Genomic DNA, 24,919 nt, shown 5'->3' on the forward strand with positions numbered 1-24,919 from the left:
ATAGTCATTATTTAGATATTATGTCATGATTAACAAAGTTTAGTATGTGAATATTTTCAATTCTTCTTACCATTTGTAATTAAACCCGAAACTAAGCAACTCATTAATTTGAAGATAAGAATCGAAGTCTTCGTTTTTGGCAACAGCGTCGTCATAACGGAGGTTTAAAGATATAGTGGTTGAGAAGAACCGGCTGATAGCCATTGTTAACCGGTTTTCAAATTCGCCTAATATGCGGTCGTAACTGGTGAAGTAGTAAAAACGCGAATACCAGCTTACATTACGGTTAAACTGGAATGTCGCGGTAGCATTGACAGTAGAACCGAACTGGCTTAACTTGTTGTCAAACTTTCCGGTTGCTTCGTCTTTTTTGAAACCGTGACGTCCTAAATCGATATCCTTATCTATACTATACATAAATGTATAAGAAAGAGGTGCGAGATTTATAGACATCGTCAGGTTTTTATGACGTTTGTTCGCAAATTTTTTATTCAGGTCATATTTCATACCGAGACCGAGGTTAACACTGAATGGTGCTAAAAGAGCAGCCATTATGTTATTTGTGTTTTCCTGATAATTGGAAAATAACTGTGTCTGGAATGTGGCATCAAATGTATAATACCATTTATTGAATGCTCTGTAACCAAAGTTGCTGTGGACGCGGAATACGTCATCGCCTATTTTATAATCGCGCAAAGTATCCTTTGGCGCTGTGTATAGATTCGTTTTCCACTCCAACTCGTTGGTAAACTGTATTTTGTCTTTATTGTAATTGTATACGAAGTATTGACGGTTTGTCAGGTTTAAAGTACTTACACCTCCTTTATGCCAGTTCGGCGAGATATAATTTTGGGCAAACTGGATGGCGCTTTCAAAATGTGATATCCAGTAACGTCTTTCCGGGATGAATTTAACCGGAGCATCGACATCGCTGAAGCTAGCTTCGTTTTCTACTTTTAGAGGTAAATCTTCGTAAGTCGTTTTCTTGATAGCCTTTGGTTTTATGACGTCCTTGGGCAAATCATTTAATGAATAGCGGAAATAAGTTGGATAGTTATTTTGTACATATTGATATGCCAGATCTTCTATCTTACGATTCAATAGTTCATTTTTAAAAATTGTATCAGTTTGGACAAAAGGTTTTAATATGCTTTTTGGTTTCAGGGAATTCGGATCAAAGAAGTTCAGGTCTTTAGGAAGAACTTCTCCTTTGAAGACGATTGGCATAAACAACGGGTTTACGATAATTGTATCTTTGAAAGTCATGTTTTCATTAAAAGCTGTAGAGGCATCACGTACCAGGTGTGCCCAATACAATGCTTCTTCGGAAAGTTCCAATTCATCCTTTTTCAGAAAACGGAGCAGGCTTTCGTTTGGAACAGATGGAGCGGAATAGGTTTTATTCTGCTTTTCGAATTGGGAACGGATGTCTACAATTTTATTTAAGTTCTTGTCGTCAAGGTTGACGGAAGGAATTGTGTCTGTTATGATTTGTGCCTGCGATGCCTGCTGTATGGCATTGCCTGTTAGAATATTAGATTCCTGAGCCTTCGTTGTAAAGTGCACTATGGACAATAGTCCCAATAATACACATGCGCTATACCCTTTCATCATCATAATACCGTTTTACATTTGTTAGCTATAATGCGTGCAAAATTAGCCAAAAAGAATGATATCTACTAATCTTTTACATCATATAACAATCTTTTCATCCGGATGATTTTATATGAGCTTCTGTCGTTGTCATTCGACCCCTTGTGGTTTGATTTATTGTATCGCACAATTTATTGAAAACGATACGGATATTTATTCTTTTGACCCAGGTCAAAAGAATAAAAGTACAGGATTTTTTATATAAATAGTAGGTGGGGGATTTTAATGGGTAGTGATATTTTTATTTATTGGTGTGTATAATGGCATATACAATCATTGTTGAATGTAAGTTTTGGAATGTATCTTATAAGTTTTGAAAAATATAAATATGGTTTACTTGTTGGTATGTGTAAATGAAAATCACTAACTTTGCAGTTTTGAAATACAAATATGCTAATAATAAGATAACTAAAATATTACTAACGTGGCAGATACAAAGTACATTTTCGTTACGGGCGGTGTAGTCTCTTCATTAGGAAAGGGCATTATTTCCGCATCATTGGGTAAATTACTTCAGGCAAGAGGTTACAAGGTTACTATCCAAAAGTTTGACCCGTACATTAATATCGATCCGGGTACACTGAACCCGTATGAACATGGGGAATGTTATGTAACCGTAGACGGACATGAGGCTGATTTGGACTTAGGTCATTATGAACGCTTTTTGAATGTTCAGACGACCCGTGCAAACAATATTACTACAGGACGTATTTATCAGAGCGTAATCAGTAAAGAGCGTAAAGGCGATTATCTGGGGAAAACGGTACAGGTCGTTCCTCATATCACTGATGAAATTAAGCGTAACGTAAAATTGCTGGGTTCAAAATATAAATTTGATTTTGTAATTACGGAGATTGGCGGAACAGTAGGCGATATTGAATCATTGCCTTTTATTGAAAGTGTCCGTCAGTTAAAATGGGAATTAGGTAAAAATTGTATTTGCGTACATCTTACTTATGTGCCTTATATAGCGGCTGCGAAAGAATATAAAACGAAACCGACGCAACATTCTGTAAAACAGTTGCAGGAATTAGGTATTCAACCGGATGTGCTGGTGTTGCGTACCGAACATGAACTTAAAACGGATTTATTACGCAAAGTTGCTTTGTTCTGTAATGTGGCGGAAGATGCGGTAATACAGTCAATAGATGTCCCTACGATTTATGAAGTTCCCTTGGTATTGCAACGTCAGAAAATGGACGAAATAATTTTACGCAAAGTTGGATTGGAAGTTGGAGCTACACCGGAATTAAAACCCTGGAAAGAGTTCCTTGCACTGAAGACTTCTGCTACGGAATCAGTAAAAATAGGATTGGTAGGTAAATATGTAGAATTGCAGGATGCTTATAAGTCTATAGACGAATCTTTGTTGCAGGCTGCTATTTATAATCACCGTAAACTGGATTTGCATTTATTCCATTCTGAAAAGTTGAACGACAGCAATGCTGCCGAACTATTGAAGGACATGGATGGAATACTGATTGCTCCGGGATTCGGGCAGCGTGGTATTGAAGGTAAGTTTGCAGCTATTAAATATGCCCGTGAAAATGATATACCTTGCTTGGGTATATGCCTGGGTATGCAGTGTATGGTTATAGAATACGCACGTGATGTGCTGGGTATGGCCGATGCTAATTCGACAGAGATGGAACCGAATACGGCTCATAAGGTGATCGACATAATGGAAGAACAGAAAAATGTAACCAATATGGGCGGTTCAATGCGTTTAGGTGCATACGACTGTACTTTGAAGAAAGGCTCTAAAGCTTATGAAGCTTATGGCAAAGAACATATACAGGAGCGCCATCGCCACCGTTTTGAATTTAATAATGAATATAAAGATCAGTTTGAAGCTGCCGGAATGAAGTGTACGGGTGAGAATCCGGATACCAATTTAGTGGAAGTCGTAGAAATCCCGAAATTGAAATGGTTTGTCGGCGTACAATATCATCCTGAATATAACAGCACTGTCGTGAATCCGAATCCGCTTTTCCTTAGTTTTGTGAAGGCGGCTGTAGATAATAAAAAATCGAAGAAATAATAGATGGACAAAAATACAATAATAGGTTTCCTGCTAATAGGCGTAGTTTTATTTGGGTTTAGCTGGCTGAACCAGCCTTCGCCGGAGCAGTTGGAGGCAAAACGCCGTTATAATGATTCGATCGCGAAGATTGAATATGCTCAACAGCAAGAATTACAAAAACAGGAAAATAAGACGGCTGATGCCGAGGAGGCATTAGAGAGCTTACCCGATTCTGTACGTGTAGCCCGTTTGGAGAAAAGTTTCGGCGTATTTGCTGAGGCTATGGTAGGAACAGACAGCTATACTGTATTGGAAAACGATCTGGTAGAACTTCATTTGAGTAATAAAGGGGGACGTGTCAGTTATGCACGTCTGAAGGAATATGATACTTATGATTCGAAACCTCTTGTTCTTTTTGATGAAAATGATTCTAAGTTTAACTTTACACTGGTAACGGCTACAAACCGTGTTGTCAATACAAGCGAATTGTATTTTACTCCGGTAAAAGGTAATGATCCGAACACAATAACAATGCGCCTTAGTACGGGCGAAGGAAGTTCTTTGGACTTTACATATACATTAAAGCCGGATGATTATATGCTTTCTTTTTCAGTAAAGGGTACAGGCATGAATGGCGTGTTGGCACCGTCTACCAACTCTCTTGATTTGATGTGGCAACAAGGTATTATCCAGCAGGAGAAAGGACGTAAGTTTGAAGACCGTTATGTGGGATTGTACTATAAATTTATATCCGATAATGTAGAATACCTGAGTGAATCTAAAAGCGACAGCAAGCAGATTCCGAACCGTCTGAGATGGATTGGTTATAAGGATATGTTTTTTTCGACAGTATTGATTTCGGATACAGGCTTTGAAGCAACTACTTTGGACTCGGAAGTGGTTCCCAGTGGCGACATATTGAAGCGGTTTAAAGCGACTACGTCCGTTCCGTTCGATTTGCAGGGAAAAGAATCTACAGACTTCCGTTTCTATTTCGGTCCTAATAAATTTGCTTTGTTAAAGTCTTTTGATAAAGATGTAAAAGTGGAAGACCAGCAGTTGGATCTGGAAAAGTTGGTTCCGCTGGGTTGGGGTATTTTCCGTTGGGTAAACCAGTATTTTGTTATTCCGTTGTTTGATTTTTTGGGTTCGTTTATCCATAGCTACGGATTGATAATATTCTTGTTAACATTAATAGTGAAGATTATTTTGTTCCCGTTGACTTATAAGTCGTATATGTCTTCTGCCAAACTGCGTGTATTGCGTCCGCAGGTAGAAGAGATTAATGCTAAATATCCGGGACAGGATAAGGCTGTGGAGCGTCAGAGGGCAACGATGGAATTATATAGTCGTGCCGGAGCCAGTCCGATGAGTGGTTGTTTGCCGATGTTATTGCAGATGCCGGTTTTGGTTGCTCTGTTTATGTTCTTTCCGTCGGCTATTGAATTACGTCACCAGAGTTTCCTTTGGGCGCACGATTTATCTACGTACGACGCTATTGTAAGCTGGAATACGCAAATACCTATAATCTCGACCTATTTTGGTAATCATATCAGTTTGTTCTGTTTGTTGATGACTATTACCAATATTATATATACAAAGTATAATATGGAAATGACCAATACAGGACAACAACAGATGCCGGGTATGAAGGTTATGATGTATATGATGCCGTTGATGTTCTTGTTTATTTTTAATAACTATGCATCCGGTTTGACATATTACTATTTTATTTCTACATTGATAACTATTATCCAGACACTTGTATTCCGTTATACTATTAACGAAGATAAGCTGCTGGCTAAATTGGAAGCCAATAAAAGGAAGCCCGTTAAAAAATCTGGCTTTATGAAGCGTCTGGAAGAGGCTCAGAAAGTTCAGCAGGCTCAGTTGGAAAAACAAAAACAGCAGAAAAGGAAATAAACTACGACACGAATATTCAAATTGAAAAAGGAGAAACAGATGTATAAATCGGTTTCTCCTTTTTTTCTTGAATTTTTAAATATGATTGATATTTTCCCGTAAAAACTGTGAACATTTGTATAGCCTAATTTGTATAATATATATAGATAATTCGTTTGCACCGTAATAGAAATAAGGTCCTGGTGTGTTGGAATTAAAAAAACGTTGGGCCTTTCCTACCATATTATTCGTAAATAATGGCAAAAAAGATAATTGTGTTGAGGGGAGTAGTTGCAGTGATATTTGTAACTGCGTGTTTTTTGTTTTTTAATTATTCCTATCCGTTTTATTTGTTCCATTCAGGGCAAATGCCTGTTCCGGTGTCTATTTCCGATTTGTCTTCCTATTTGGATAAACCTGCTGTATTAGCTAGTTTTATAGGAGATTTCTTGAGTTCTCGGTTTTCCTCGCCTACTGTGGTAGCGAGTGTAATAACTTTGGTTTTCTTAGTTGAGTGGTTTATCATTACCAAGATGTTGAATAAATTCAATATTGGAAATATTGCTATTTTGTATGCTCTTTTTCCGGTTGTATTTGAATGGATATTCTATTGCCAATTGTCAAATTCGCTATCTTCCACCTTATCGATAATGATTGCTTTGGTCGCATTTTATCTTTATGCAAAAATAAAAGGAAAGTGGGCGTCTCTTATTCTTGGGATTGCAGTGCTTCCATTGATTTATTTTGTGGCGGGCGGACGTCTGATAGCTTTTTCTTTAATGGTTCTTCTATACGAAGCGGAAAGTGGCAGGGTTCGTTGGACATATTGGGTGATACTTTTGGTCTTGAGTTATTTGCTTCCTGTTTTGGGTGCTTGCTATTATGATATCTCGGAAGAAGAGGCTTATCTGTATCCTTACATAATGATACGGGCTATGGTGCCTGCCATGGTTTTAGTATTTGGTTTGCTGGTATTGCAGATACGAACTGTCAGAAAAATAAAATTGAATGTAAAGTCTGCTTCTTTCTTAATTGTATTGTTGGTCTTTATCCTGATTGCAGGAACTAATGCACAAAGAAAGTGCATCCAGAAGAAGTTTAGTTCTCCGGATGCTATAGGCCTGGTTGAGGCTATTACCGATTCTTATTTGTGGGAGGCAAGGAATTCAAGGGCTTTTTCCATATCATCGGGAGTGTCTATGCCGATTGTCTCCAGTTCAGTAATTCCTACTTTAATCTTATATCCGTTTTCCAACCAGCGCAGTTGTTCCAGACTTTCCGCCAATTCTAAGGGAGATTGCGGTAAACAGGTGATTTCTTTAAGAACATTTGCACGGTATGCATATAAACCGATATGTTTATAATAGGTATGATTGGGCAACCATTCTGTATATTTTTTTCCTCTCATATAAGGAATTATAGAACGGCTGAAGTACATGGCTTCATTGTTCTTGTTTAATACAACCTTCGGAGAGTTGGCATTGAACAGTGTGGTTTCGAAATCGTCGTCGGGACGGAATGGTTTCACCAAAGTTGCAATTTGGACACTGTCATCGGAAAAACAAGCTTTGACTGTTTCTATTTGTTTGGGTTGAATAAATGGTTCGTCGCCTTGGATATTTACGACAATATCATATCCATTGCCTGTTTTACAAAAGGCTTCGTAGCAACGATCTGTTCCACTACGATGTTGGTCGGAGGTCATAACAACGTTACCTCCGAATGCCTTTACTGCATTTTCGATCCGACTATCGTCTGTGGCAACACAAACAGCGTCCAATACGTTTTGCACTTGTTCGTAAACACGCTGAATCATGGGTTTTCCTCCCATATCGGCTAAAGGCTTTCCCGGAAAGCGGGTGGAAGCGTATCGTGCGGGTATAATTCCTATAAATTTCATATTTATATGATTTATGTACTTTGTAATAGTAAAGTTATAATTTTTTACCTTCGCTCAGGCGGAGAACTTTTTCCCGTTCTCCAACGATCCAAATAATATCGCCTTCTTCAAAAACTGTACTGGGAGGCGGGTTCATGATGGATGTAGTTCCTCGTTCGATACCAATGACCAGACAAGCGGCTTTGTCTCGTATTCCTGATTCAACAATGGTTCTTCCGATTAATCGTGAGCCGGATACGATGGTGAACTGTTCCATATTTATTTCTTCGGTATTGTCGGAGATTGTATTGGTATTGGATAAACGGTATCGTTCTTCTATATACTTGCGGAAATGTTCCAGATCGTCGTCTCCTCCTACAACAACTAATTTGTCGTATGGATATAAACGTTCATTGCCTCCCGGTATATTAATCCGTTTGTTTCCACGTATAATAGTTACAATGTTTACATTGCATTTTTGTCTGAAATTGAGTTCCAGTAATGTTTTGCCCATACTGGGTGAGTTGGGACGAACTTCAAAATCGGCTAAGTGAAGGTCTCTCTCTAGTAAATGGTTGGCAAAACGTTGATTGATTGGAGCTTTTTTCTCTGCTTCTGTTTCGCGGGCAGTTAAATTGCTGAAAAAATGACGCTCCATTAAAATGGACTGTTTTTTTAATTTTTTTGAGAATATAATTATAGCAATCACGGCAGAGGCAACCGACAATACAATCCCCACTTTCAAATTTAATAGTTGGGCAACGGGGAGCATAACCATACCTATGCATAAAAGTATACGAAGTATGATAAGCGAAACCAGAGGTCCCCGGTTGTATTTACTGTCATTCCATAATTGTAAAAATTCTTCCGAGTGGTTTTTTTTCATCATAATAGCCCGTAGCATAGGGGAAATCAAAGCAAGGATGAGGCATAATGCTAATATAGCTCCTTTGATACCGGGTATCTCCTTGGTGATAATAGGTGCCACAAACTCGAGCCATATAAAGATGAGTACTAATGATACGGCCGTATAAGTTCCAACAATACGCATTAATGCTTTGAGAAGTTTATCCCATGCGCTTTTTTGCCGGATTGTATTGGAACCGGAAGAGTAGCGTACCAAAAATTTTTTCCAGGAATTAGGTATGACCCGGTCTGCTATTTTGTATGCAGGTTCGGCAAGCCGGATCATGTAGGGCGTAAAGAATGTGGTTATTACAGATACAGCAACCACTATAGGATATAAATAATGATCTGTTACTTTCAGCGTTAATCCTAAAGAAGCGATAATAAATGCAAACTCTCCGATTTGAGCTAAGGAAAAACCTGATTGTATTGCTATTTTTAATGGTTGGCCTGATAGTAATACGCCGAAAGAAGCAAATCCGATTTGTCCTATCATTACTACTAGTGTCAATATGATGATCGGTACTTTATATTGCCATAATAGCATCGGGTCTATTAACATTCCAACAGACACGAAAAAGACAGCACCGAATAAGTTTTTTACCGGTTTTACAAGGTGTTCGATGTTTTCGGCTTCAACTGTTTCAGCTAGGATAGAACCCATAACGAATGCTCCGAGTGCAGCAGAAAATCCGGCTTTCGTTGCTATTATAACCATGCCGAGGCAAAGCCCGATACTAACAATTAATAACGTTTCATCATTTAGAAAACCCCGTGCTTTTTTCAAAAAGGAAGGAATTAGATAAATACCGACAACAAAACAGAAAAGAAGGAATGCTCCTAGTTTTATTACACTGTTAAGTAATTCAAGGCCTTCTACATGTTTACTGACGGCAAGGGTAGAAAGTAATACCATTAGTAAGACGGCAAATAAGTCCTCGACAACCAATATGCCGAAAACAACACCGGCAAAACGTTGGTTACGAAGTCCCATATCATCAAAGGCTTTAAAAATGATCGTTGTGGATGACATGGAAAGCATACCTCCTAAAAAGAGACTGTTCATGTGCCCCCATCCAAGAGAGAGCCCGGTTATATAACCCACTGTCATCATGCCGATAACAACAGTAATTGCTCCGATGACGGCTGTTCCGCCGACTTTCATTAATTTCTTAAAACTGAAATCCAGTCCTAAGGCAAAAAGAAGAAAAATGACACCAATGTCTGCCCAGATATGAATGCTTTCTATATCGGATACTGTTGGAATTTGTTCTATAGCCGGTCCGGCGAGTATTCCGGCAACAATGTAGCCTAAAACAACCGGTTGCTTTAACCATTTGAATAACAAGGTTACTAGCCCGGCAGATATAAGTATTACAGCAAGGTCGGATATTAGCGGAGCTATTTGGGACATTGTTTCGTTGATTTTTCAATTGGCAAAGTTATGTATTTATTTTAATTTTGCAGGTCAAAAATTCTGCCAAAATGAAGAAGAGGCATCCAATAGAAACATTGATAGAACAAGGAGAGCATCAGCAACTCGATTTTAAATTTGAAGTAAGTGATAGTAAAAAAATAGCACGTACTTTGAGCGCTTTTGCGAATACGGATGGAGGGCGTTTACTGATAGGAGTGAAAGACAACGGAGCTATATCGGGTATAAGGAGTGAAGAAGAGTATTATATGATAGAAGCTGCATCGAAAATGTATACTCGTCCCGAAGTGCCTTTTACTGCAACCAAATGGGATATTAATGGTAAAATTGTGCTCGAAGTTTATATAGCACCGGGCATGGATAAGCCTTATTGTGCTCCGGATAAGGAAGACAAATATAAAGCCTATATACGTGTTGCAGATGAGAATATACTGGCAAATGAAGTTTTGATACTTTCGTGGAAGAAAAAGTCGAAGCCGGAAGGTACTTTGTTAAAAATAGGCAAACCTGTTGAAAAGCTGTTTGCCTGGCTGGATGAACATGATAGTATAAGTATTGCCCAATTCTGCCGAGTTGCTCATATTAATTACTATACCGCAAAAAATATTTTAAGTGATTTGATGGCTATGGGTACCTTACATTATATTGTCGTAGAAAAACATATTGTTTATCAGAAACAAACAGTTAGATAAAGTAGATTGTATAATCAAATTTATCTAACTGTTTTACATTGTTTTTATATTGTTTCTACATATACTTGGGCATTTTCAAAACGAATAACTTTTACCCGTTGCCCTTTTTCTATAAAACCACTCTCGGAAACACCATCGTATAATTCGTTGTCAATATTTACTTTCCCGGAAGGACGCAGGATGGTGGCGGCAATGCCTTCTTTCCCTATTAAGTTGTTAAATATGGGAGTAGATACAGCCTTTTCCAAATCTGCATTTAATGCTACTTTCTTAAATATGCCTTTGGTTCCTATTTTACTCGATATCCAGATACTTAGTACAAAACTGATTCCAATCCCCATGAGGACGGTAAGGGATGCCCTTCCTACTTCGATCCCGGAAACTCCTTCAAAGTTGAAGTCTGTGTTGTTCAAAAGACTCATGGTGAGTCCGGCTATTATACAAATGATCCCACTAATGCCAGCTATTCCGAATCCCGGAATAATAAATATTTCAGCAACGATTAATATAACGCCGGCTATAAATACCAGAATTTCCCAGTTCTGAGCTAATCCATCTATATACAAAGGTGCAAAATAGAGTATAGCTGCAATAAGGGAGGCTATAGACGGAAATCCTAAACCTGGACTTTGCATTTCAAAATAAATTCCTCCGATAATAATGATAATAAGTATGGATTGAACCATCGGATTCATAAGGAACCCTTTGATATTGTCGAACCAGGATGGCGTATATGATTCAAGTTTGTAATTTTGGAATCCTAGATATTTGGTTATTACTTCGTCTGTCGATTCTGCTATACCGTCGCAGTAACCCCATTTCCGGGCTTCATCAGCCGTGAAAGTCAGAACCTTTCCTGTATCTATCAGGTTGGGTATTACTACTCGTTCGTCTACCATAGCTTCGGCAATACGAGGGTCTCTTTTCCATTTGTAGGTCGTATCTCCTTGTTGTATAATAGTGTCTTTTCCGAGAGCTTCGGCCGTAGAACGTATCATAGAACGCATGTATGACTGATATTTATCAGGCATGGCTGCTCCCGTTTGATTTACTACGGTTGCAGCTCCTATATTGGCTCCTTTGCGCATATATATCTTTTTACATGCAATGGAAATGAGTGCACCAGCCGAAGCTGCGTTGTTATCGATAAACACATATACCGGAATCGGACTGTAAAGAATAGATGTCCGCATAGAATCGGCTGCTTCTAATAATCCTCCGTATGTATTTAAATGGATTAAGACAGCCTTTGCTTTTAGCCTTTGTGCTTCTATCAATCCGTTACTAAGATATAGACGGGTGGTATTATCTATTTCTTTTTTTATATCGATTTGATATATGATTGTTTTTTCATTTGCGTTGGCTAGCAATAGAATAGAAGGATAAAATAATCCGAGTAAAATGAATGTTAATAGACTTCTCATTTAGCTTAATTCTTCTTGTTTTTTTTGTTATGTTGCATTTTGTAATATACTACTTGTAAATATTGATTTTTAAGGCCCGATTTTGTTGTAAATTCCGCTCATTTTCAGTAAGTTTTATTGTTGAAATATTAAGTTGCGATTTTTAATATTAATATTTCTCAAATGGGTTTTTATTTCAAATATTATATTTACATTTGTACATCCTTCAACAATGAAAGGATAATACTTTTCAGGTATTTAACCTTTAATTATAAACTTAGTATGAATGCATTGCAATTTCAGAAAAAATTATTGAGCATGCAAGAAAATATGATGAATTTTGCATTAATGCTCACAGCAAACAGAGATGATGCTCAAGATTTGATGCAAGACACAACGCTGAAGGTATTGGATAATCAGGAAAAATTCGTTGATAATATCAATTTCAAGGGTTGGGTTTTGACCGTTATGCGTAATATTTTCATAAACAACTATCATAAAATTGTAAGAACACAAACGGTTGTAGACCAAGGAGTGGATCTGTACAATTTGGATGTTGTGAATGATTCGGGATTCGATACGCCGGACGGCGCTTACCAGATTCAGGAAATTACGAAAGCTATTAATAGTTTGAATAATGAATTGAAGATACCGTTTTCTATGTTTCTGAGTGGTTATAAATATAATGAGATCGCAGATAAACTGAATGTACCTCTGGGAACAGTGAAGAGCCGTATTTTCTTTGCCCGTCAGGAACTACAAAAAATTCTAAAAGACTTCAAGCATGGTTAAATAATTACACAACATAATTTAAGCCGTCTTACTACAGTTAGTAGGGCGGTTTTTTTGTTTTAAATAGTTACTATTTAAGATATACTTTTAAATAAATCTGTAATTTTGGTGCAAAATTGGAATAAGATGAGAAGTTTTGCAAGTGATAATAATTCAGGTGTGCATCCTTTAATTATGGATGCTGTAGTAAATGCAAATGATAATCATGCTGTAGGTTATGGCGATGATCCATGGACCACTGACGCAGTTAATAAAATTAAGAGTGTGTTTGGAGAAGTAGCATCTCCTTTTTTCGTTTTTAATGGAACAGGAGCGAACTCAATAGCTCTGCAAGCCGTTACTCGTCCATTTAACAGTATTATATGTGCTGAGACGGCACATATAAATGTAGATGAATGTGGTGCTCCGGCACGAATGACAGGGTGTGCTGTTGTACCAATTTCTACACCGGATGGAAAATTGACACCGGAGTTAATAAAGCCTCGGTTACACAATTTTGGTGTCTGTCATCATTCTCAACCGAAGGCAGTTTATATATCTCAGGTTTCAGAATTGGGAACCGTCTATACGATAGAAGAAGTTAAGGCTATCGCCGATTTGCTTCATTCTAATAGTATGTATTTGCATATGGATGGAGCGCGTTTAGCTAATGCCTGTGCCTATTTGAAGTGTTCGATGAAGCAATTGACAGTTGATGCAGGTGTGGATATTTTAAGTTTTGGCGGCACTAAGAATGGGATGATGATGGGGGAAGCTGTTGTTTCTTTCCGCCCTGAAATAACCGAAAATTTACAATATTATAGGAAACAGTCTGCACAACTGGCTTCCAAACTTCGTTATTTGTCAGCTCAATTCATTCCGTATTTAGAGAATAATTTGTGGTTGGAAAATGCATTAAGAGCAAATATCAGTGCAGGTAAATTGGCTGAAATACTGAAGCAATATCCCCAAGTTAAGTTTACTCAGAAGATAGAGTCTAATCAATTGTTTTTTACAATACCTTCCGAAGCTTTGAAAAAATTGCAAGAGGAATATTTCTTTTATATGTGGAATGAAGAGATAAATGAAGTTCGCCTTGTGACATCGTGGGATACAACGGGAGAAGATATAGCTCATTTTGAACAAGTATTAAAAGAAATATTTGCATAACTGAATATGGAGATTTATTTTTTGATTATTTAATTATCCTGATTGAAAGACCTGTTGTGCAGTCTGCTTAAATGATATTTTTTGTATTTTTGTTCCAAATACTATAGAAGGGGGACATTATGAAAAATTTGATTTTGTGGGCTGCAACTGTTTTATTGTTGTTACCTGTCAGTGAAACCTTGTTGGCTGGGAATAACCAACAAGAAAGAAACACATTGCGTATCATGAGTTACAATATACGTAATGGAAAAGGTATGGATAATGTAACAAATTATCAGCGTATAGCAGACGTAATAAACCGGATGAAACCAGACGTGGTTGCAGTGCAGGAAGTTGATAGTGTGACAGGGCGAAGTGGACAAACAAATGTTCTTCAAGAATTATCAGAACGTACATTGATGTTCCGGACTTTTGCCCCCGCTATTGATTATAACGGAGGCAAGTATGGGATTGGTGTGTTAAGTAAAGAAAAACCTGTTAGTGCCCAACGTTTTCCGCTTCCCGGCAGGGAAGAAACCCGGGTATTACTCGTTGTGGAATTTGAAAAGTATATATTTTGTTGTACGCATCTGTCTCTTACACCTGCTGATCAAGAACTTTCATTACCTATAATTCGTAAAGTTGCACAAGAATCCAATAAACCTTTTTTTATCGCCGGTGATTGGAATGCAACTGCATCATCATCTTTACTGGCTGACATCCAGAAAGATTTTACAATTATAACAAACCCGAAGCAACCTACTTTTCCTGCAGATGAGCCAGATAGCTGTTTGGATTATATCGCTGCATATAAAACGGAAAATCTTCCATTTACCCGTTTGTCTTGTTTTGTTTGTAATGAACCGGTAGCTTCGGATCATCGTCCGGTTATTGCTGATATTGTATTTAAATCAAATAAAGAAGACATATTTTTGTCTGCTCCTTATTTGCAAAATCCGTTAGAGGGAGGTATTACGGTTATGTGGCAGACTACAGTACCGTGTTATAGTTGGGTAGAATATGGTACAGATACATTGAATCTGAAACGTGCACGTACTTTGGTTGACGGGCAGGTTATATGTAATGATTTGCATAATAAAATACGGCTGGAGAATATACAGGCCGGCCAGAAATATTATTATCGTGTTTGTTCTCAGGAAATAATGCTTTATCAGGCCTATAAAAAAGAGTTTGGAGAAACAGCGGTGTCTCCTTTCTATTCCTTTACTTTGCCAAAATCTGACGATACTGATTTTACAATGTTGGTATTTAATGATTTACATAAAAATGTCTCAACATTGGATGCTTTGTATGAACAAGTAAAAAATATACCTTATAGCTTTGTGGTTTTTAATGGTGATTGCGTTGCCGAATCGCATACGGAAGAAGAGGCTTTGTCGTTTTTAACACACCTGAATGAAAAGGTGAATGCCAGTCAGGTACCTGTTTTTTATATTCGCGGTAATCATGAAATTCGAGATGCCTTTTCAATCGGGTTACGCAGCTTGTTTGATTATGTTGGCGATAAAACCTATGGCGCGTTTAATTGGGGTGACAGCCGTTTCGTGATGTTAGATTGTGGTGAAGATAAACCGGATACGACATGGGTTTATTATGGGTTGAATGATTTTACGGGATTACGACAGGAACAGCTTGGATTTTTAACTAATGAACTTAAAAGCAAGGTGTTTAAGAAAGCTTCGAAGAAAGTTTTATTAGGGCATGTTCCTATTTATGGAAACGGAGATAAATATCAACCTTGTACTGAGATTTGGGGTGAAATATTGGCTAAAGCTCCGTTTGATGTCAATATCAGTGCACATACCCATCGTTATGTATATCATCCTAAAGGGTCGATAGGTAATAATTTCCCCGTAATTGTGGGAGGAAGCAATCACTCTGATGGTGCAACTGTCATGGTGTTGAGAAAGAATGGCAAAAATATGACTTTGCAGGTATTAAACGTAAAAGGAGAAACGTTACTTGATTTAAAACTATAAGAGTCCCGGAAATGAATATGAATAATGAGGAGCAATTCGTTGAAGCCATACAACCTGTACAAGAGACTGATCTTATATATGGAATAGATGATCGTCCTCCTCTGAAGGAAACTCTATTTGCTGCTATACAGCATTTACTGGCTATTTTTGTAGCAATTATAACCCCGCCTCTTATTATTGGCGGGGCTTTAAAGTTGGATTTGGAGACAACAGGTTTCTTGGTTTCTATGGCTCTTTTTGCATCCGGTGTGTCAACTTTCGTACAATGCAGACGTATTGGAGGTGTGGGAGCCGGGCTTTTATGTATACAAGGAACCAGCTTCTCTTTTATTGGCCCTATAATTGCCACAGGGATGATTGGTGGTTTACCTATGATTTTTGGAGCATGCCTGGCTGCAGCTCCGGTTGAAATGATAATTAGCCGTACATTTAAATATATGCGTAATATAATAACGCCTTTAGTATCGGGTATTGTTGTATTGTTAATCGGGCTTAGCCTGGTAAAAGTCGGTGTGGTAGCTTGTGGAGGTGGATATGCGGCTATGGACAATGGTACTTTTGGAAGTATTCGCAATATAGGTGTTGCTGCAATTGTATTATTTAGTGTGCTATTCTTTAATCGTTGTAAAAATAAATATTTAAGAATGAGTTCAATCGTTCTTGGATTATGTATTGGTTATGGATTAGCTTTTGCTTTAGGTATGGTAGATACTTCTGTTGTTCTTGAACAATCCTGGATGGGCTTTAATATTCCGGTACCGTTTAAGTACGGTATTGAATTTAGTATTTCTTCTGTTATTGCGATAGGTTTAGTCTATTTGATTACGGCGATAGAAGCAACGGGTGATATAACGGCCAATTCTATGATATCCGGTAAACCTATAGAGGGAAAAGAGTATTTGAAACGGATTTCCGGAGGCGTGTTTGCTGATGGTATGAATTCTTTTATTGCAGCCATATTTAACTCTTTTCCTAATTCCATCTTTGCGCAGAATAATGGAATAATTCAGCTAACAGGTGTTGCCAGCCGTTATGTAGGCTATTATATAGCAGGAATATTGATCTTGTTGGGACTTTTCCCTATAGTAGGCACTGTTTTTTCATTAATGCCGGATCCTGTATTGGGAGGTGCTACATTATTAATGTTCGGAACGGTTGCTGCTGCAGGCATTCGTATTATTGCGGCCCAGGAAATAAACAGAAAAGCAACCTTAGTATTAGCTGTCAGTTTATCATTGGGGTTAGGTGTGGAGTTAATGCCTGATATTCTTAAAACAGCTCCGGAAACCATTAAAGGTATATTTTCTTCCGGAATAACAACCGGAGGATTAACAGCCATTTTTGCCAATATATTTATTAGAGTAAAGGAAGAAAAAATAAAATAGAAGCCTTATGGATTTACTTAAACAACGTATTTTACAGGATGGAAGGTGCTATCCAGGCGGAATTCTCAAAGTGGATAGTTTTATTAATCATCAGATGGATCCGATGTTAATGTATAAGATTGCTGAAGAGTTTATCCGTCGTTTTAAGGGAACAGAAATAAATAAAATAGTAACAATAGAAGCTAGTGGCATAGCTCCGGCTATTATGGTTGGCTATATTATGCAATTGCCTGTTGTTTTTGTGAAAAAGAAAAAACCGAAAACAATGGATAATATGCTTTCAACAACGGTCCATTCGTTTACGAAAGACCGGGATTACAGTGTTTGTATTAGTAACAGTTTCCTGACACCGGAAGATAACGTCCTTTTTATTGATGATTTTCTTGCTTTTGGAAATGCTGCTATAGGAATGGTTGATCTGGTTCGTCAGGCAGGAGCAAAGATCTCCGGTATGGGATTTATTATAGAAAAAGCATTTCAGGATGGAGGAAAAACATTGCGTAATATGGGAATTCATGTTGAAAGCTTAGCTATTATAGATAATTTGGACAATTGTAAGATTAGTGTTCGATAAATTATGAAGACCTGTTTAATATCTATACTATTAGGAATACAGCTTTTATGCCCTTCTGTATGGGCAAAAAACATAAAAGCTGATGGCCTGCAACGTAGTACGCCTGAAGCTGAAGGCATATCTTCTTCGGTAATTCTTCAATACATTGATGCTGTAGAGAAGAAAAATTTAGGCATGCATAGTTTTATGCTGCTCCGTCACGGAAAGGTTATTGCTGAAGGCTGGTGGAAACCTTATCAACCGGAATTAAGACATATTGTACATTCTGTCAGCAAAATGTTTGTATCAACCGCTGTTGGTTTTGCTATCGATGAAAAATTGATGACTTTAGATGATAAGGTGATGTGTTTTTTCCCGGAATATTTACCGGATACAATCACTCCCTACCTCGAACAATTGACAATCAGACATCTTCTTACCATGTCGGCAGGCAATGAACCTGCTCCCGTATTTACTTCTGCAGACGGAAACTGGGTGAAGGCGTTTCTGGCAACGCCGCTTGTAAATAAACCGGGCAGCAAATTTGTATATAGTTCGTATGCGACTTATATGGTTTCTGCTATTTTACAGAGAGTTACAGGGCAGCCTGTCCGTGACTATTTAAGGCCTCGTTTATTCGAGCCTTTAGGTATTTATGCTGTTTTATGGGAAGAAAGTCCTGCTGGTATTAATTGCGGAGGATGGGGATTAAGGTTGAAAACTTCCGATTTGGCTAAACTGGGGCAATTGTATTTGCAAAGAGGTAAATGGCAAGGAAAGCAACTACTTTCTGCATCCTGGATAGAAGAGGCGACGACTTCTCATATTAGCCCGCAACCGGATTTATCACCCGATAAATGTACAGCAAATGATTGGGCACAAGGGTATGGTTATTATATATGGAGATGTTGTAATAACGCGTTTCGTGCAGACGGGTCCTCCGGACAATATATAATAGTAATGCCTGATCAGGATATGGTAATGGCTATTACTTCCGAATCTCCGGATATGAAGGAAGAACTAAATCTGGTATGGAAATATTTTCTTCCTGCTGTGAAAGATAAAAAACTCCCGAATGATAAGGACGCATATAATGCTTTGATGTCGAAAATGGCTACTCTTAGCTTGCCTATGCCTTTTGATAAAACTACCCTGCTAGATGATAAAACAGTGGTGCGTCATTATTCGGTAGAGCCAAATGAGCTACATATCGATCATATTTCTGTTAAGGTTGCAGATGACAAATGTTTTATGACATTGGTGACAGACGATGCTTCACATGAATTTGTTTGTGGTAACGGTCAATGGATTTATGATAAAACAGAGCGTAAAAGCCCTTATTTTGTTTCTTTGCGGCATAATTCTTCGGGTTTGTCTCCGTTTGATATAGCCGGATGTTTTGCCTGGAAAAATAAAAATGTATTGCAGATAAGGTTACTGTATTTGGAAGACAATACTTTTGAAACATTTTCTATTTCTGATGATGGAGAAGAAGCTACAGTTACATTATATAGAACTTCAAATACGAAACTGCCGGATGTCAGAATGAAAGCTCATATAGAATAGATGAATTTCAAAGCCGTTTGATTCAACAAACGGCTTTGAAATTTTAGCGGGTTGATTTTTGATGAAGCCCGGCTTTTAATAAAGCGGGAATTTCAGATGGTTCATTTGCTATTTTGATGCCGGCAACTTGCAGTGCTGCAATTTTTTTGGCTGCCGATCCCGATCCTCCTGAAATGATAGCTCCGGCATGTCCCATCTGCTTGCCAGGAGGAGCAGACTGACCGGCAATAAATGCTACGACAGGTTTGGTAACAGAATCGCGGATATACTGAGCTGCCAATTCTTCGGCATTTCCGCCTATTTCGCCAATCATTGCTATTGCTTCGGTTTGCGGGTCGTTTTGCAGCATTTCAAGTAATTCGCGGAAATTTTTTATATGAAACAATTATTTTATTTCAACGGTTGAGAGATATGCTGTATTATTATTGTATTTGGAAGTTCAGACTAAATAAAATACATTTGTCTTCATTATGAAACGTACGAATTTGATTTTAGTTTTGTTGCTTTTTTGCCTGATTCCCGGTCAAATAACCGCAAATACAGAAGAAAAGAAAGTGCTTGATATTGTTTTTATCGGTAACAGTATAACGTATGGTGCGGGCTTGTCTGATCCCAAGCATGATGCTCCTCCTGTAAAAGCCGCTATATATTTGGAAAAGCAACCGGGGATTGCCTCTGTAAAGTTTGCAAATATGGGTGTCAGTGGCTGTACGACGGTAGATTATTTACCGGAAATGGGAACATTGTTTTCAGGCATGCAGGAAGTTGCTGATAAGTTTAAAGATGATAAAGGATCGACGATAATCTTTTCTATTATGTTAGGCACTAACGATAGTGCCGTAAAAGGCACAAATGGTTGTCCTGTTTCTCCGGGGCAATATCAGGTTAATATGCGAAAAATTATTGATAGGTTGCTGGTTCTTTATCCTTCTTGCATAGTAGTTGTGAATCGTCCGGTATGGTACAGCCCGAATACCTATAACGGAGCTATGTATTTACAGGAAGGCCTGGAACGGCTTCAAGCGTATTATCCGGAGTTGAGAAAGTTGGTTTCTTATTACAGTGAAATAAATCCGGGACGTGTATATCTGGGAGATACACTTGGTTTCGATTATTTTAAAAAACATGCTGAGGAGGAATTGCAAAGAGAACAGGGTAATGCCGGAATCTTTTTGTTGCACCCTAACCAAAAGGGGGCGCTGTCATTAGGTGAGCTATGGGGGAAGGCTATATATAACATCATGTTTGAGTAAACTGTAAAAACGGCTGTAATGTGGCAAATGAAGACATACCCTAAATCGACTTTAAAGGATTTATATAAGAATTTTTTTTAGGATAAATTCGGCCTCGGACATATTATCAGTGACACAACATCTGCAGGCAAATTTTTGAAGAAGAATTGTAGCCTTTGTTGTCTACCGGATTTAAGTAGCGAACGGATAAATGAATCTGCATAGTTGGCTAACCAGGTTCGTAATGTTCTCTTTTGCATAGTTAGCATCCATTGCTTTTTCTAAAGTAATAGGAGCAGGAGTGATAGAGAATATGCCTTGGAATCCGGCTTTGCTGATTTCTTCTGTATTTTCGATACTTCCGGCTATAACGACAACCGGAATGTTTTGTTTCTGCGCTTCGCTTAAAATACCTGAAGGAACTTTCCCCATAATGGTTTGTTTGTCCACTTTACCTTCGCCGGTGATGATGATATCTGCATTTTTAATTTGGTTACTGAAATCGAGTGTTTCCAATAAAAGCTGTATGCCGGGCTTGAGTGTTGCGTCTAAAAAGGCCAGAAAGCCTCCGCCCATTCCTCCTGCGGCTCCGGTACCAGGTATCATTGTTATGTCTTTGCCTGTAGTGGAGAGGATTACACGGGCAAGGGAATACATGCCTTTGTCCAGCAATTGTATCATAGTAGGGTCGGCTCCTTTTTGGCTGGCAAAAATGCAAGCAGCTCCGTTTGGTCCGCAAAATGGATTATGGACATCGCATGCGATGGTAAAGTGTGAATTTTTCAGATCCGGGTGTACATGCGACATATCGATTACGGCAACCTTATCCATTATTCTGCCTCCGGCTCCCAGGATATTATTTTCATTATCGAGAAAACGGAATCCCAATGCTTGCAGCATGCCAAGTCCGGCATCGTTCGTGGCACTTCCTCCTATGCCTATAATAAATTGCCGGCATCCTTTGTTTAAAGCGTCTTTAATCAGTTCGCCTGTCCCATAGCTTGTAGTAATCATAGGATTCCTTTTTTCGGAAGAAATAAGCGGCAGGCCGCTAATGGTCGCCATTTCGATAAATGCCGTTTTGCCATCACCGGATATGCCATATTGTGTTTCAATTATTTCCATTAACGGGTTGTGGGCTGTTAACCGGATGTATTTTCCACAGGCTGCAGACATTAGGATATTTAATATACCTTCGCCTCCGTCGGCAATAGGCAATTGTATAACTTCACATGCAGGATAAACACGTTTCACTCCTTCTGCAGCAGCCTTTCCGGTTTCAAAAGAACTGAGGCAACCTTTAAATGAATCGATAGCAATGACAACTTTTTTCATGTACGATGAACCGGTGTTTATATTAGATTTCAAATGTAGTAAATATTCTTGTTCTGGTAGATGAACTCATAGTTATGATTTTTTTGATTCATAGTAATGATTTTGAAAAGTCATAACTATGAGTTCGTTTTTTGTTAAATGCAATTGTAGCGATTCTGGTTTGTAAATGTTATCTTTGTCTTAGTGGGTATTCCTTGTAGGTCTCAACATTTGCAGGTAAGGAAAATTGGGATAAATATCTCATTAAAGAAAGGAGAATAATTATGAAACGCAATGATTTGTTATTTATGATAGAACAGGCTGTGAAAGCACCTTCGGGGCATAATACGCAGCCGTGGCTGTTTCGTTTATTTGAAAATGAAGACAAAGTAGAATTATATCCAAATGCAGATAAGGAGCTGAAAGTGGTGGATACGGATAGGAGGGAATTGTTCATTTCTTTGGGATGTGCTGTTGAAAATTTGTCTTTGGCAGCTTCTTCGAAAGGATATTCTTTGGATGTAAGTATTGCGGAAGATGGAGTTATTACGGTGCAATTTACCTTTTCCGACACTGTAAAGGAGCATGCTTTATTTAAACAGATAGGAGAACGGCAGACAAACAGAAGTGTGTACAATGGATCGGTTTTAAAAGAAAGCCTTATTTATTCATTGCAGGAGATTGGGAAAGAAGAGAATGTGAATGTATATATGTGGTTGAACGGCAGTCCTGAATTTGGTGTGATAGCCGATTATGTTTTGAGAGGAAATGAGATTCAAATGAAAAGTAAAGAGTTTAAGAAAGAACTGTCCGATTGGATCAGGTATAATAGGTCGCATACGTTGCAAACCCGGGATGGGTTGAGTTATGAGGCTTTTGGAGCGCCCGATTTTCCCAGGTGGATGTCTGAATTGATTATGAAAAGCTTCCTGAATCCGTTTATGCAGAATAAAGGTGATAAGAAAAAAATACAGTCTTCTTCTCATTTTGTTTTATTTACAACCCGGAATGATTCGGTCGTTGACTGGATAAATTTAGGTCGCACATTAGAACGGTTCCTTCTGGAATTGACGAGCCAGGGTATTGCTTATGCATTTCTTAATCAACCATGTGAAGTGAAGCCCCTTTCGGTTGGTATGGCACGGTCTTTATTATTGGAAAAAGAATATCCTGCCATATTGATACGGATTGGGTATGGTAAGAAAATGCCTTATTCTTTGCGAAAACCGATAGATGATGTTCTTATATAACGTTTGATTGGATTTGACTGTAAAGTTTAAATATAGAAATGCAGATGACTCCATATCTTTTTGTATCTTCACCAACAAAATCTAATATATTATTGTTCTTTAATTCATTAAAGAGGTATTTTTATGGTGATAGCGTATTTAAGTGTAGGAACGGACAGAGATCATTTGGATATTCAGCGTGATATAATAACCAAATTTGTTGCTACAAAAGATAATTTGCAAGTTGATAAATGGATAACTGATGTAACAGGAGAGAAAGCAAAACAAATGGGGCAGAATCTTAAAGATACATTAGACCGCGTGAACGAAGGTGATATATTGATCGTATCAGATATTACGCGTCTTAGCCGCTCTGTTTTCGAAATGATGGAGATATTGTCTTTGTGTCTGACGAAAAAAGTTTCTCTTTGGTGTATTGAAGACCGTTATATATTTGATTCGAGCATGGATAGTAAAAAGATGGTCGAGGCTTTTAAACTGACCGAATCTATTGACCATGCTTTGATATCTATGCGTACAAAGGACTCACTTATCGAGTTGAAACATGCGGGGAAAAAACTGGGCCGTCCGAAAGGTTCTGAGTCTAAGCAGCTTTTTTTAGATGCTAGCAAAGAAGAAATTATCAGCATGTTTGAACGTGGCGAAACGGTGGCTTCCATCTGTAAGTATTATAATGTATCTAAAAATACATTCTATAAATTTAAGAAGAACTACGGATTGTAATTAATACCAGTCTTTTTTCTTCATGTAGAGCCAGGTGATGACTCCGCATATTACCATAACAGACCATGCTATAATATAACCGTACCTCCAATCCAACTCAGGCATGAATTTGAAATTCATGCCCCAAACACCTACCAGGAATGTAAGTGGAATGAATAGGGTAGATACAATGGTGAGCCGTTTCATAATTGCATTCATGCGCAAATCATTGTTGGATATGTAAAGGTCCACTAATGATGAAATGATCTCCCTGCAACTTTCCGAAGACTGTATGATGAATGATAGTTGATCTGCCAGATCATTGTAAATCGGAAGTATATCAGAGCTGATAATTCCATTTTCACTGCGTAGTAATTTGGAAAATTGTTCTTTTAATGGTTGGCTGTTTTTTCGGATAATCATGTATTCATGCCGGCGTTGCTGGATAAGTGAACCCATGTTTTCCTGGCTGTTTTTTATATCCAGCAAAGTTTCTTCTATATCTTCCAGCATTTCTTCCACTTTCGTTACACTTTCGACAATGTTTGCAATTATTGTATTTAGCAGGAATGCCAATAATAATCCGCTACCTTTTTTGCGAATACTAAGCATATTGGACTCGAGAGCTTTATAAGTGGCTTCAAATACTGGATTACTGCTTTCTGTAAAAGTTATTACCGTATCTCCGGCTACCAGGATACTGATGTGTTCGGTTCTTATTTCTGTGTTGGCATCGTAGTAACACGAATTCAGAATGATAAGCAAACGGCTTTCGTATTCTTCTATCTTCACTACATGTTGAGGGGTCAGGATATCTTTAGCGTCCAGATTATGCAAACCAAAGTCTTGTACAATGCGGGTGATGGCTTCTGCATCTGTTAATCCGCTTACCTGAAACCAATTCATATAGTTAGTGTCAACTAATTTGTTGAAAGTATCCGTTGTTTTGATTTCACGCGTATGTATGGTTGCTTCATTATATTGTGTGAGACGGATGCCGGTTACTGTTTCGTGTTCGCCGACATAGAAATACTTGTCTGATAAATTTCTATTTGACATGCGTCTTCTTTTGTGCGAATTTGCTTCTTTCCGTCTCATATATTA

General features: G+C 38.1%; 19 protein-coding genes and 2 pseudogenes. 13 read left to right on the plus strand and 8 right to left on the minus strand.

Annotated features, from left to right (window positions below):
• Nucleotides 1–66: 66 nt before the first annotated feature.
• Nucleotides 67–1,617 carry a DUF3078 domain-containing protein gene (locus tag CTY47_RS12450; protein WP_099465108.1) on the minus strand — a complete coding sequence of 517 codons (1,551 nt, stop codon included), beginning with the start codon at nt 1,615–1,617 and terminating at the stop codon, nt 67–69.
• A gap of 460 nt (nt 1,618–2,077) precedes the next feature.
• Here CTY47_RS12450 and CTY47_RS12455 point away from each other — a divergent pair, with 460 nt between their 5' ends.
• The 3 genes and pseudogenes from CTY47_RS12455 to CTY47_RS17640 all read left to right on the plus strand — a co-directional run.
• Nucleotides 2,078–3,694: a CTP synthase gene (locus tag CTY47_RS12455; protein WP_099465109.1), complete on the plus strand. Its 1,617-nt coding sequence runs from the start codon at nt 2,078–2,080 to the stop codon at nt 3,692–3,694.
• A gap of 3 nt (nt 3,695–3,697) precedes the next feature.
• Nucleotides 3,698–5,599 carry a membrane protein insertase YidC gene (yidC, locus tag CTY47_RS12460; RefSeq protein WP_099465110.1) on the plus strand — a complete coding sequence of 634 codons (1,902 nt, stop codon included), beginning with the start codon at nt 3,698–3,700 and terminating at the stop codon, nt 5,597–5,599.
• Between the two features lie 236 nt (nt 5,600–5,835).
• Nucleotides 5,836–6,501, plus strand: a pseudogene (locus tag CTY47_RS17640) (DUF6057 family protein); the annotation flags it as partial.
• Here the strand turns inward: CTY47_RS17640 and CTY47_RS16930 are convergent.
• From CTY47_RS16930 to CTY47_RS12475, 3 genes are read right to left on the minus strand one after another with little or no spacing between them, the layout of a single operon-like run.
• A complete protein-coding gene (locus CTY47_RS16930) occupies nt 6,495–6,665 on the minus strand; it encodes a hypothetical protein (RefSeq protein WP_158228535.1) in 171 nt (56 codons plus the stop codon). The pseudogene CTY47_RS17640 and the gene CTY47_RS16930 sit on opposite strands and share 7 nt — an antisense overlap.
• A gap of 57 nt (nt 6,666–6,722) precedes the next feature.
• Nucleotides 6,723–7,478, minus strand: a complete 756-nt coding sequence (gene kdsB, locus CTY47_RS12470) for a 3-deoxy-manno-octulosonate cytidylyltransferase (RefSeq protein ID WP_099465112.1) — start codon at nt 7,476–7,478, stop codon at nt 6,723–6,725.
• A gap of 34 nt (nt 7,479–7,512) precedes the next feature.
• Nucleotides 7,513–9,777, minus strand: coding sequence for a cation:proton antiporter (locus CTY47_RS12475; RefSeq protein ID WP_099465113.1), 2,265 nt, complete (start codon nt 9,775–9,777; stop codon nt 7,513–7,515).
• Between the two features lie 71 nt (nt 9,778–9,848).
• Between CTY47_RS12475 and CTY47_RS12480 the strand changes: the two genes are divergently transcribed.
• Complete coding sequence (locus tag CTY47_RS12480) at nt 9,849–10,490, plus strand: AlbA family DNA-binding domain-containing protein (protein WP_099465114.1); 642 nt, start codon at nt 9,849–9,851, stop codon at nt 10,488–10,490.
• Between the two features lie 44 nt (nt 10,491–10,534).
• On the opposite strand, the gene CTY47_RS12485 is transcribed toward CTY47_RS12480, so the two are convergent.
• Nucleotides 10,535–11,914 (minus strand): NfeD family protein, encoded by a 1,380-nt coding sequence (locus CTY47_RS12485; RefSeq protein WP_099465115.1) that lies wholly within the window; start codon nt 11,912–11,914, stop codon nt 10,535–10,537.
• 261 nt (nt 11,915–12,175) lie between these two features.
• Here CTY47_RS12485 and CTY47_RS12490 point away from each other — a divergent pair, with 261 nt between their 5' ends.
• The 6 genes from CTY47_RS12490 (at nt 12,176) to CTY47_RS12515 (ending at nt 19,317) form a co-directional block, all read left to right on the plus strand.
• A complete protein-coding gene (locus tag CTY47_RS12490; protein ID WP_099465116.1) occupies nt 12,176–12,685 on the plus strand; it encodes an RNA polymerase sigma factor in 510 nt (169 codons plus the stop codon).
• Nucleotides 12,686–12,811: 126 nt separating this feature from the next.
• The gene (locus CTY47_RS12495) at nt 12,812–13,834 is read left to right on the plus strand and encodes a threonine aldolase family protein (RefSeq protein ID WP_099465117.1); all 1,023 of its coding nucleotides are present in this window, start codon (nt 12,812–12,814) and stop codon (nt 13,832–13,834) included.
• 119 nt (nt 13,835–13,953) lie between these two features.
• Nucleotides 13,954–15,813, plus strand: a complete 1,860-nt coding sequence (locus tag CTY47_RS12500; protein ID WP_099465118.1) for an endonuclease/exonuclease/phosphatase family protein — start codon at nt 13,954–13,956, stop codon at nt 15,811–15,813.
• An 11-nt stretch (nt 15,814–15,824) separates the two neighbouring features.
• Nucleotides 15,825–17,198 (plus strand): nucleobase:cation symporter-2 family protein, encoded by a 1,374-nt coding sequence (locus CTY47_RS12505; RefSeq protein ID WP_099465119.1) that lies wholly within the window; start codon nt 15,825–15,827, stop codon nt 17,196–17,198.
• A gap of 7 nt (nt 17,199–17,205) precedes the next feature.
• Nucleotides 17,206–17,772 carry a xanthine phosphoribosyltransferase gene (xpt, locus tag CTY47_RS12510; RefSeq protein ID WP_099465120.1) on the plus strand — a complete coding sequence of 189 codons (567 nt, stop codon included), beginning with the start codon at nt 17,206–17,208 and terminating at the stop codon, nt 17,770–17,772.
• Between the two features lie 3 nt (nt 17,773–17,775).
• Nucleotides 17,776–19,317 (plus strand): serine hydrolase domain-containing protein, encoded by a 1,542-nt coding sequence (locus tag CTY47_RS12515; RefSeq protein ID WP_099465121.1) that lies wholly within the window; start codon nt 17,776–17,778, stop codon nt 19,315–19,317.
• Nucleotides 19,318–19,360: 43 nt separating this feature from the next.
• Here the strand turns inward: CTY47_RS12515 and CTY47_RS12520 are convergent.
• Nucleotides 19,361–19,684, minus strand: a pseudogene (locus CTY47_RS12520) (succinate--CoA ligase subunit alpha); the annotation flags it as partial.
• A gap of 103 nt (nt 19,685–19,787) precedes the next feature.
• Between CTY47_RS12520 and CTY47_RS12525 the strand changes: the two are divergent.
• Nucleotides 19,788–20,570, plus strand: a complete 783-nt coding sequence (locus CTY47_RS12525) for a GDSL-type esterase/lipase family protein (protein ID WP_233202178.1) — start codon at nt 19,788–19,790, stop codon at nt 20,568–20,570.
• Between the two features lie 171 nt (nt 20,571–20,741).
• Here CTY47_RS12525 and CTY47_RS12530 read toward each other — a convergent pair whose 3' ends face one another.
• The gene (locus CTY47_RS12530) at nt 20,742–21,884 is read right to left on the minus strand and encodes a glycerate kinase family protein (RefSeq protein WP_099465122.1); all 1,143 of its coding nucleotides are present in this window, start codon (nt 21,882–21,884) and stop codon (nt 20,742–20,744) included.
• Nucleotides 21,885–22,147: 263 nt separating this feature from the next.
• Between CTY47_RS12530 and CTY47_RS12535 the strand changes: the two genes are divergently transcribed.
• Nucleotides 22,148–23,113, plus strand: coding sequence for an Acg family FMN-binding oxidoreductase (locus tag CTY47_RS12535; RefSeq protein ID WP_099465123.1), 966 nt, complete (start codon nt 22,148–22,150; stop codon nt 23,111–23,113).
• Between the two features lie 123 nt (nt 23,114–23,236).
• Entirely contained in the window at nt 23,237–23,836 is a 600-nt protein-coding gene (locus tag CTY47_RS12540) for a recombinase family protein (protein ID WP_099465124.1), read from the plus strand.
• Here CTY47_RS12540 and corA read toward each other — a convergent pair whose 3' ends face one another.
• On the minus strand, nt 23,837–24,913 hold the full coding sequence (gene corA / locus CTY47_RS12545) for a magnesium/cobalt transporter CorA (RefSeq protein WP_099465125.1): 1,077 nt from the start codon (nt 24,911–24,913) through the stop codon (nt 23,837–23,839). It lies immediately after the preceding gene.
• Nucleotides 24,914–24,919: the final 6 nt, after the last annotated feature.

Source organism: Parabacteroides provencensis, assembly GCF_900232875.1.
Lineage (GTDB): Bacteria > Bacteroidota > Bacteroidia > Bacteroidales > Tannerellaceae > Parabacteroides > Parabacteroides chinchillae.

What these genes read in the sequence shown, in the direction of transcription:
- CTY47_RS12450 (WP_099465108.1), bottom strand. Translation starts at nt 1,617, where the DNA reads ATGATGATGAAAGGGTATAGCGCATGTGTATTATTGGGACTATTGTCC.
- yidC (WP_099465110.1), top strand. Translation starts at nt 3,698, where the DNA reads ATGGACAAAAATACAATAATAGGTTTCCTGCTAATAGGCGTAGTTTTA.
- CTY47_RS16930 (WP_158228535.1), bottom strand. Translation starts at nt 6,665, where the DNA reads ATGCACTTTCTTTGTGCATTAGTTCCTGCAATCAGGATAAAGACCAAC.
- kdsB (WP_099465112.1), bottom strand. Translation starts at nt 7,478, where the DNA reads ATGAAATTTATAGGAATTATACCCGCACGATACGCTTCCACCCGCTTT.
- CTY47_RS12475 (WP_099465113.1), bottom strand. Translation starts at nt 9,777, where the DNA reads ATGTCCCAAATAGCTCCGCTAATATCCGACCTTGCTGTAATACTTATA.
- CTY47_RS12480 (WP_099465114.1), top strand. Translation starts at nt 9,849, where the DNA reads ATGAAGAAGAGGCATCCAATAGAAACATTGATAGAACAAGGAGAGCAT.
- CTY47_RS12485 (WP_099465115.1), bottom strand. Translation starts at nt 11,914, where the DNA reads ATGAGAAGTCTATTAACATTCATTTTACTCGGATTATTTTATCCTTCT.
- CTY47_RS12490 (WP_099465116.1), top strand. Translation starts at nt 12,176, where the DNA reads ATGAATGCATTGCAATTTCAGAAAAAATTATTGAGCATGCAAGAAAAT.
- CTY47_RS12495 (WP_099465117.1), top strand. Translation starts at nt 12,812, where the DNA reads ATGAGAAGTTTTGCAAGTGATAATAATTCAGGTGTGCATCCTTTAATT.
- CTY47_RS12500 (WP_099465118.1), top strand. Translation starts at nt 13,954, where the DNA reads ATGAAAAATTTGATTTTGTGGGCTGCAACTGTTTTATTGTTGTTACCT.
- CTY47_RS12505 (WP_099465119.1), top strand. Translation starts at nt 15,825, where the DNA reads ATGAATATGAATAATGAGGAGCAATTCGTTGAAGCCATACAACCTGTA.
- xpt (WP_099465120.1), top strand. Translation starts at nt 17,206, where the DNA reads ATGGATTTACTTAAACAACGTATTTTACAGGATGGAAGGTGCTATCCA.
- CTY47_RS12515 (WP_099465121.1), top strand. Translation starts at nt 17,776, where the DNA reads ATGAAGACCTGTTTAATATCTATACTATTAGGAATACAGCTTTTATGC.
- CTY47_RS12525 (WP_233202178.1), top strand. Translation starts at nt 19,788, where the DNA reads ATGAAACGTACGAATTTGATTTTAGTTTTGTTGCTTTTTTGCCTGATT.
- CTY47_RS12530 (WP_099465122.1), bottom strand. Translation starts at nt 21,884, where the DNA reads ATGAAAAAAGTTGTCATTGCTATCGATTCATTTAAAGGTTGCCTCAGT.
- CTY47_RS12535 (WP_099465123.1), top strand. Translation starts at nt 22,148, where the DNA reads ATGAAACGCAATGATTTGTTATTTATGATAGAACAGGCTGTGAAAGCA.
- CTY47_RS12540 (WP_099465124.1), top strand. Translation starts at nt 23,237, where the DNA reads ATGGTGATAGCGTATTTAAGTGTAGGAACGGACAGAGATCATTTGGAT.
- corA (WP_099465125.1), bottom strand. Translation starts at nt 24,913, where the DNA reads ATGAGACGGAAAGAAGCAAATTCGCACAAAAGAAGACGCATGTCAAAT.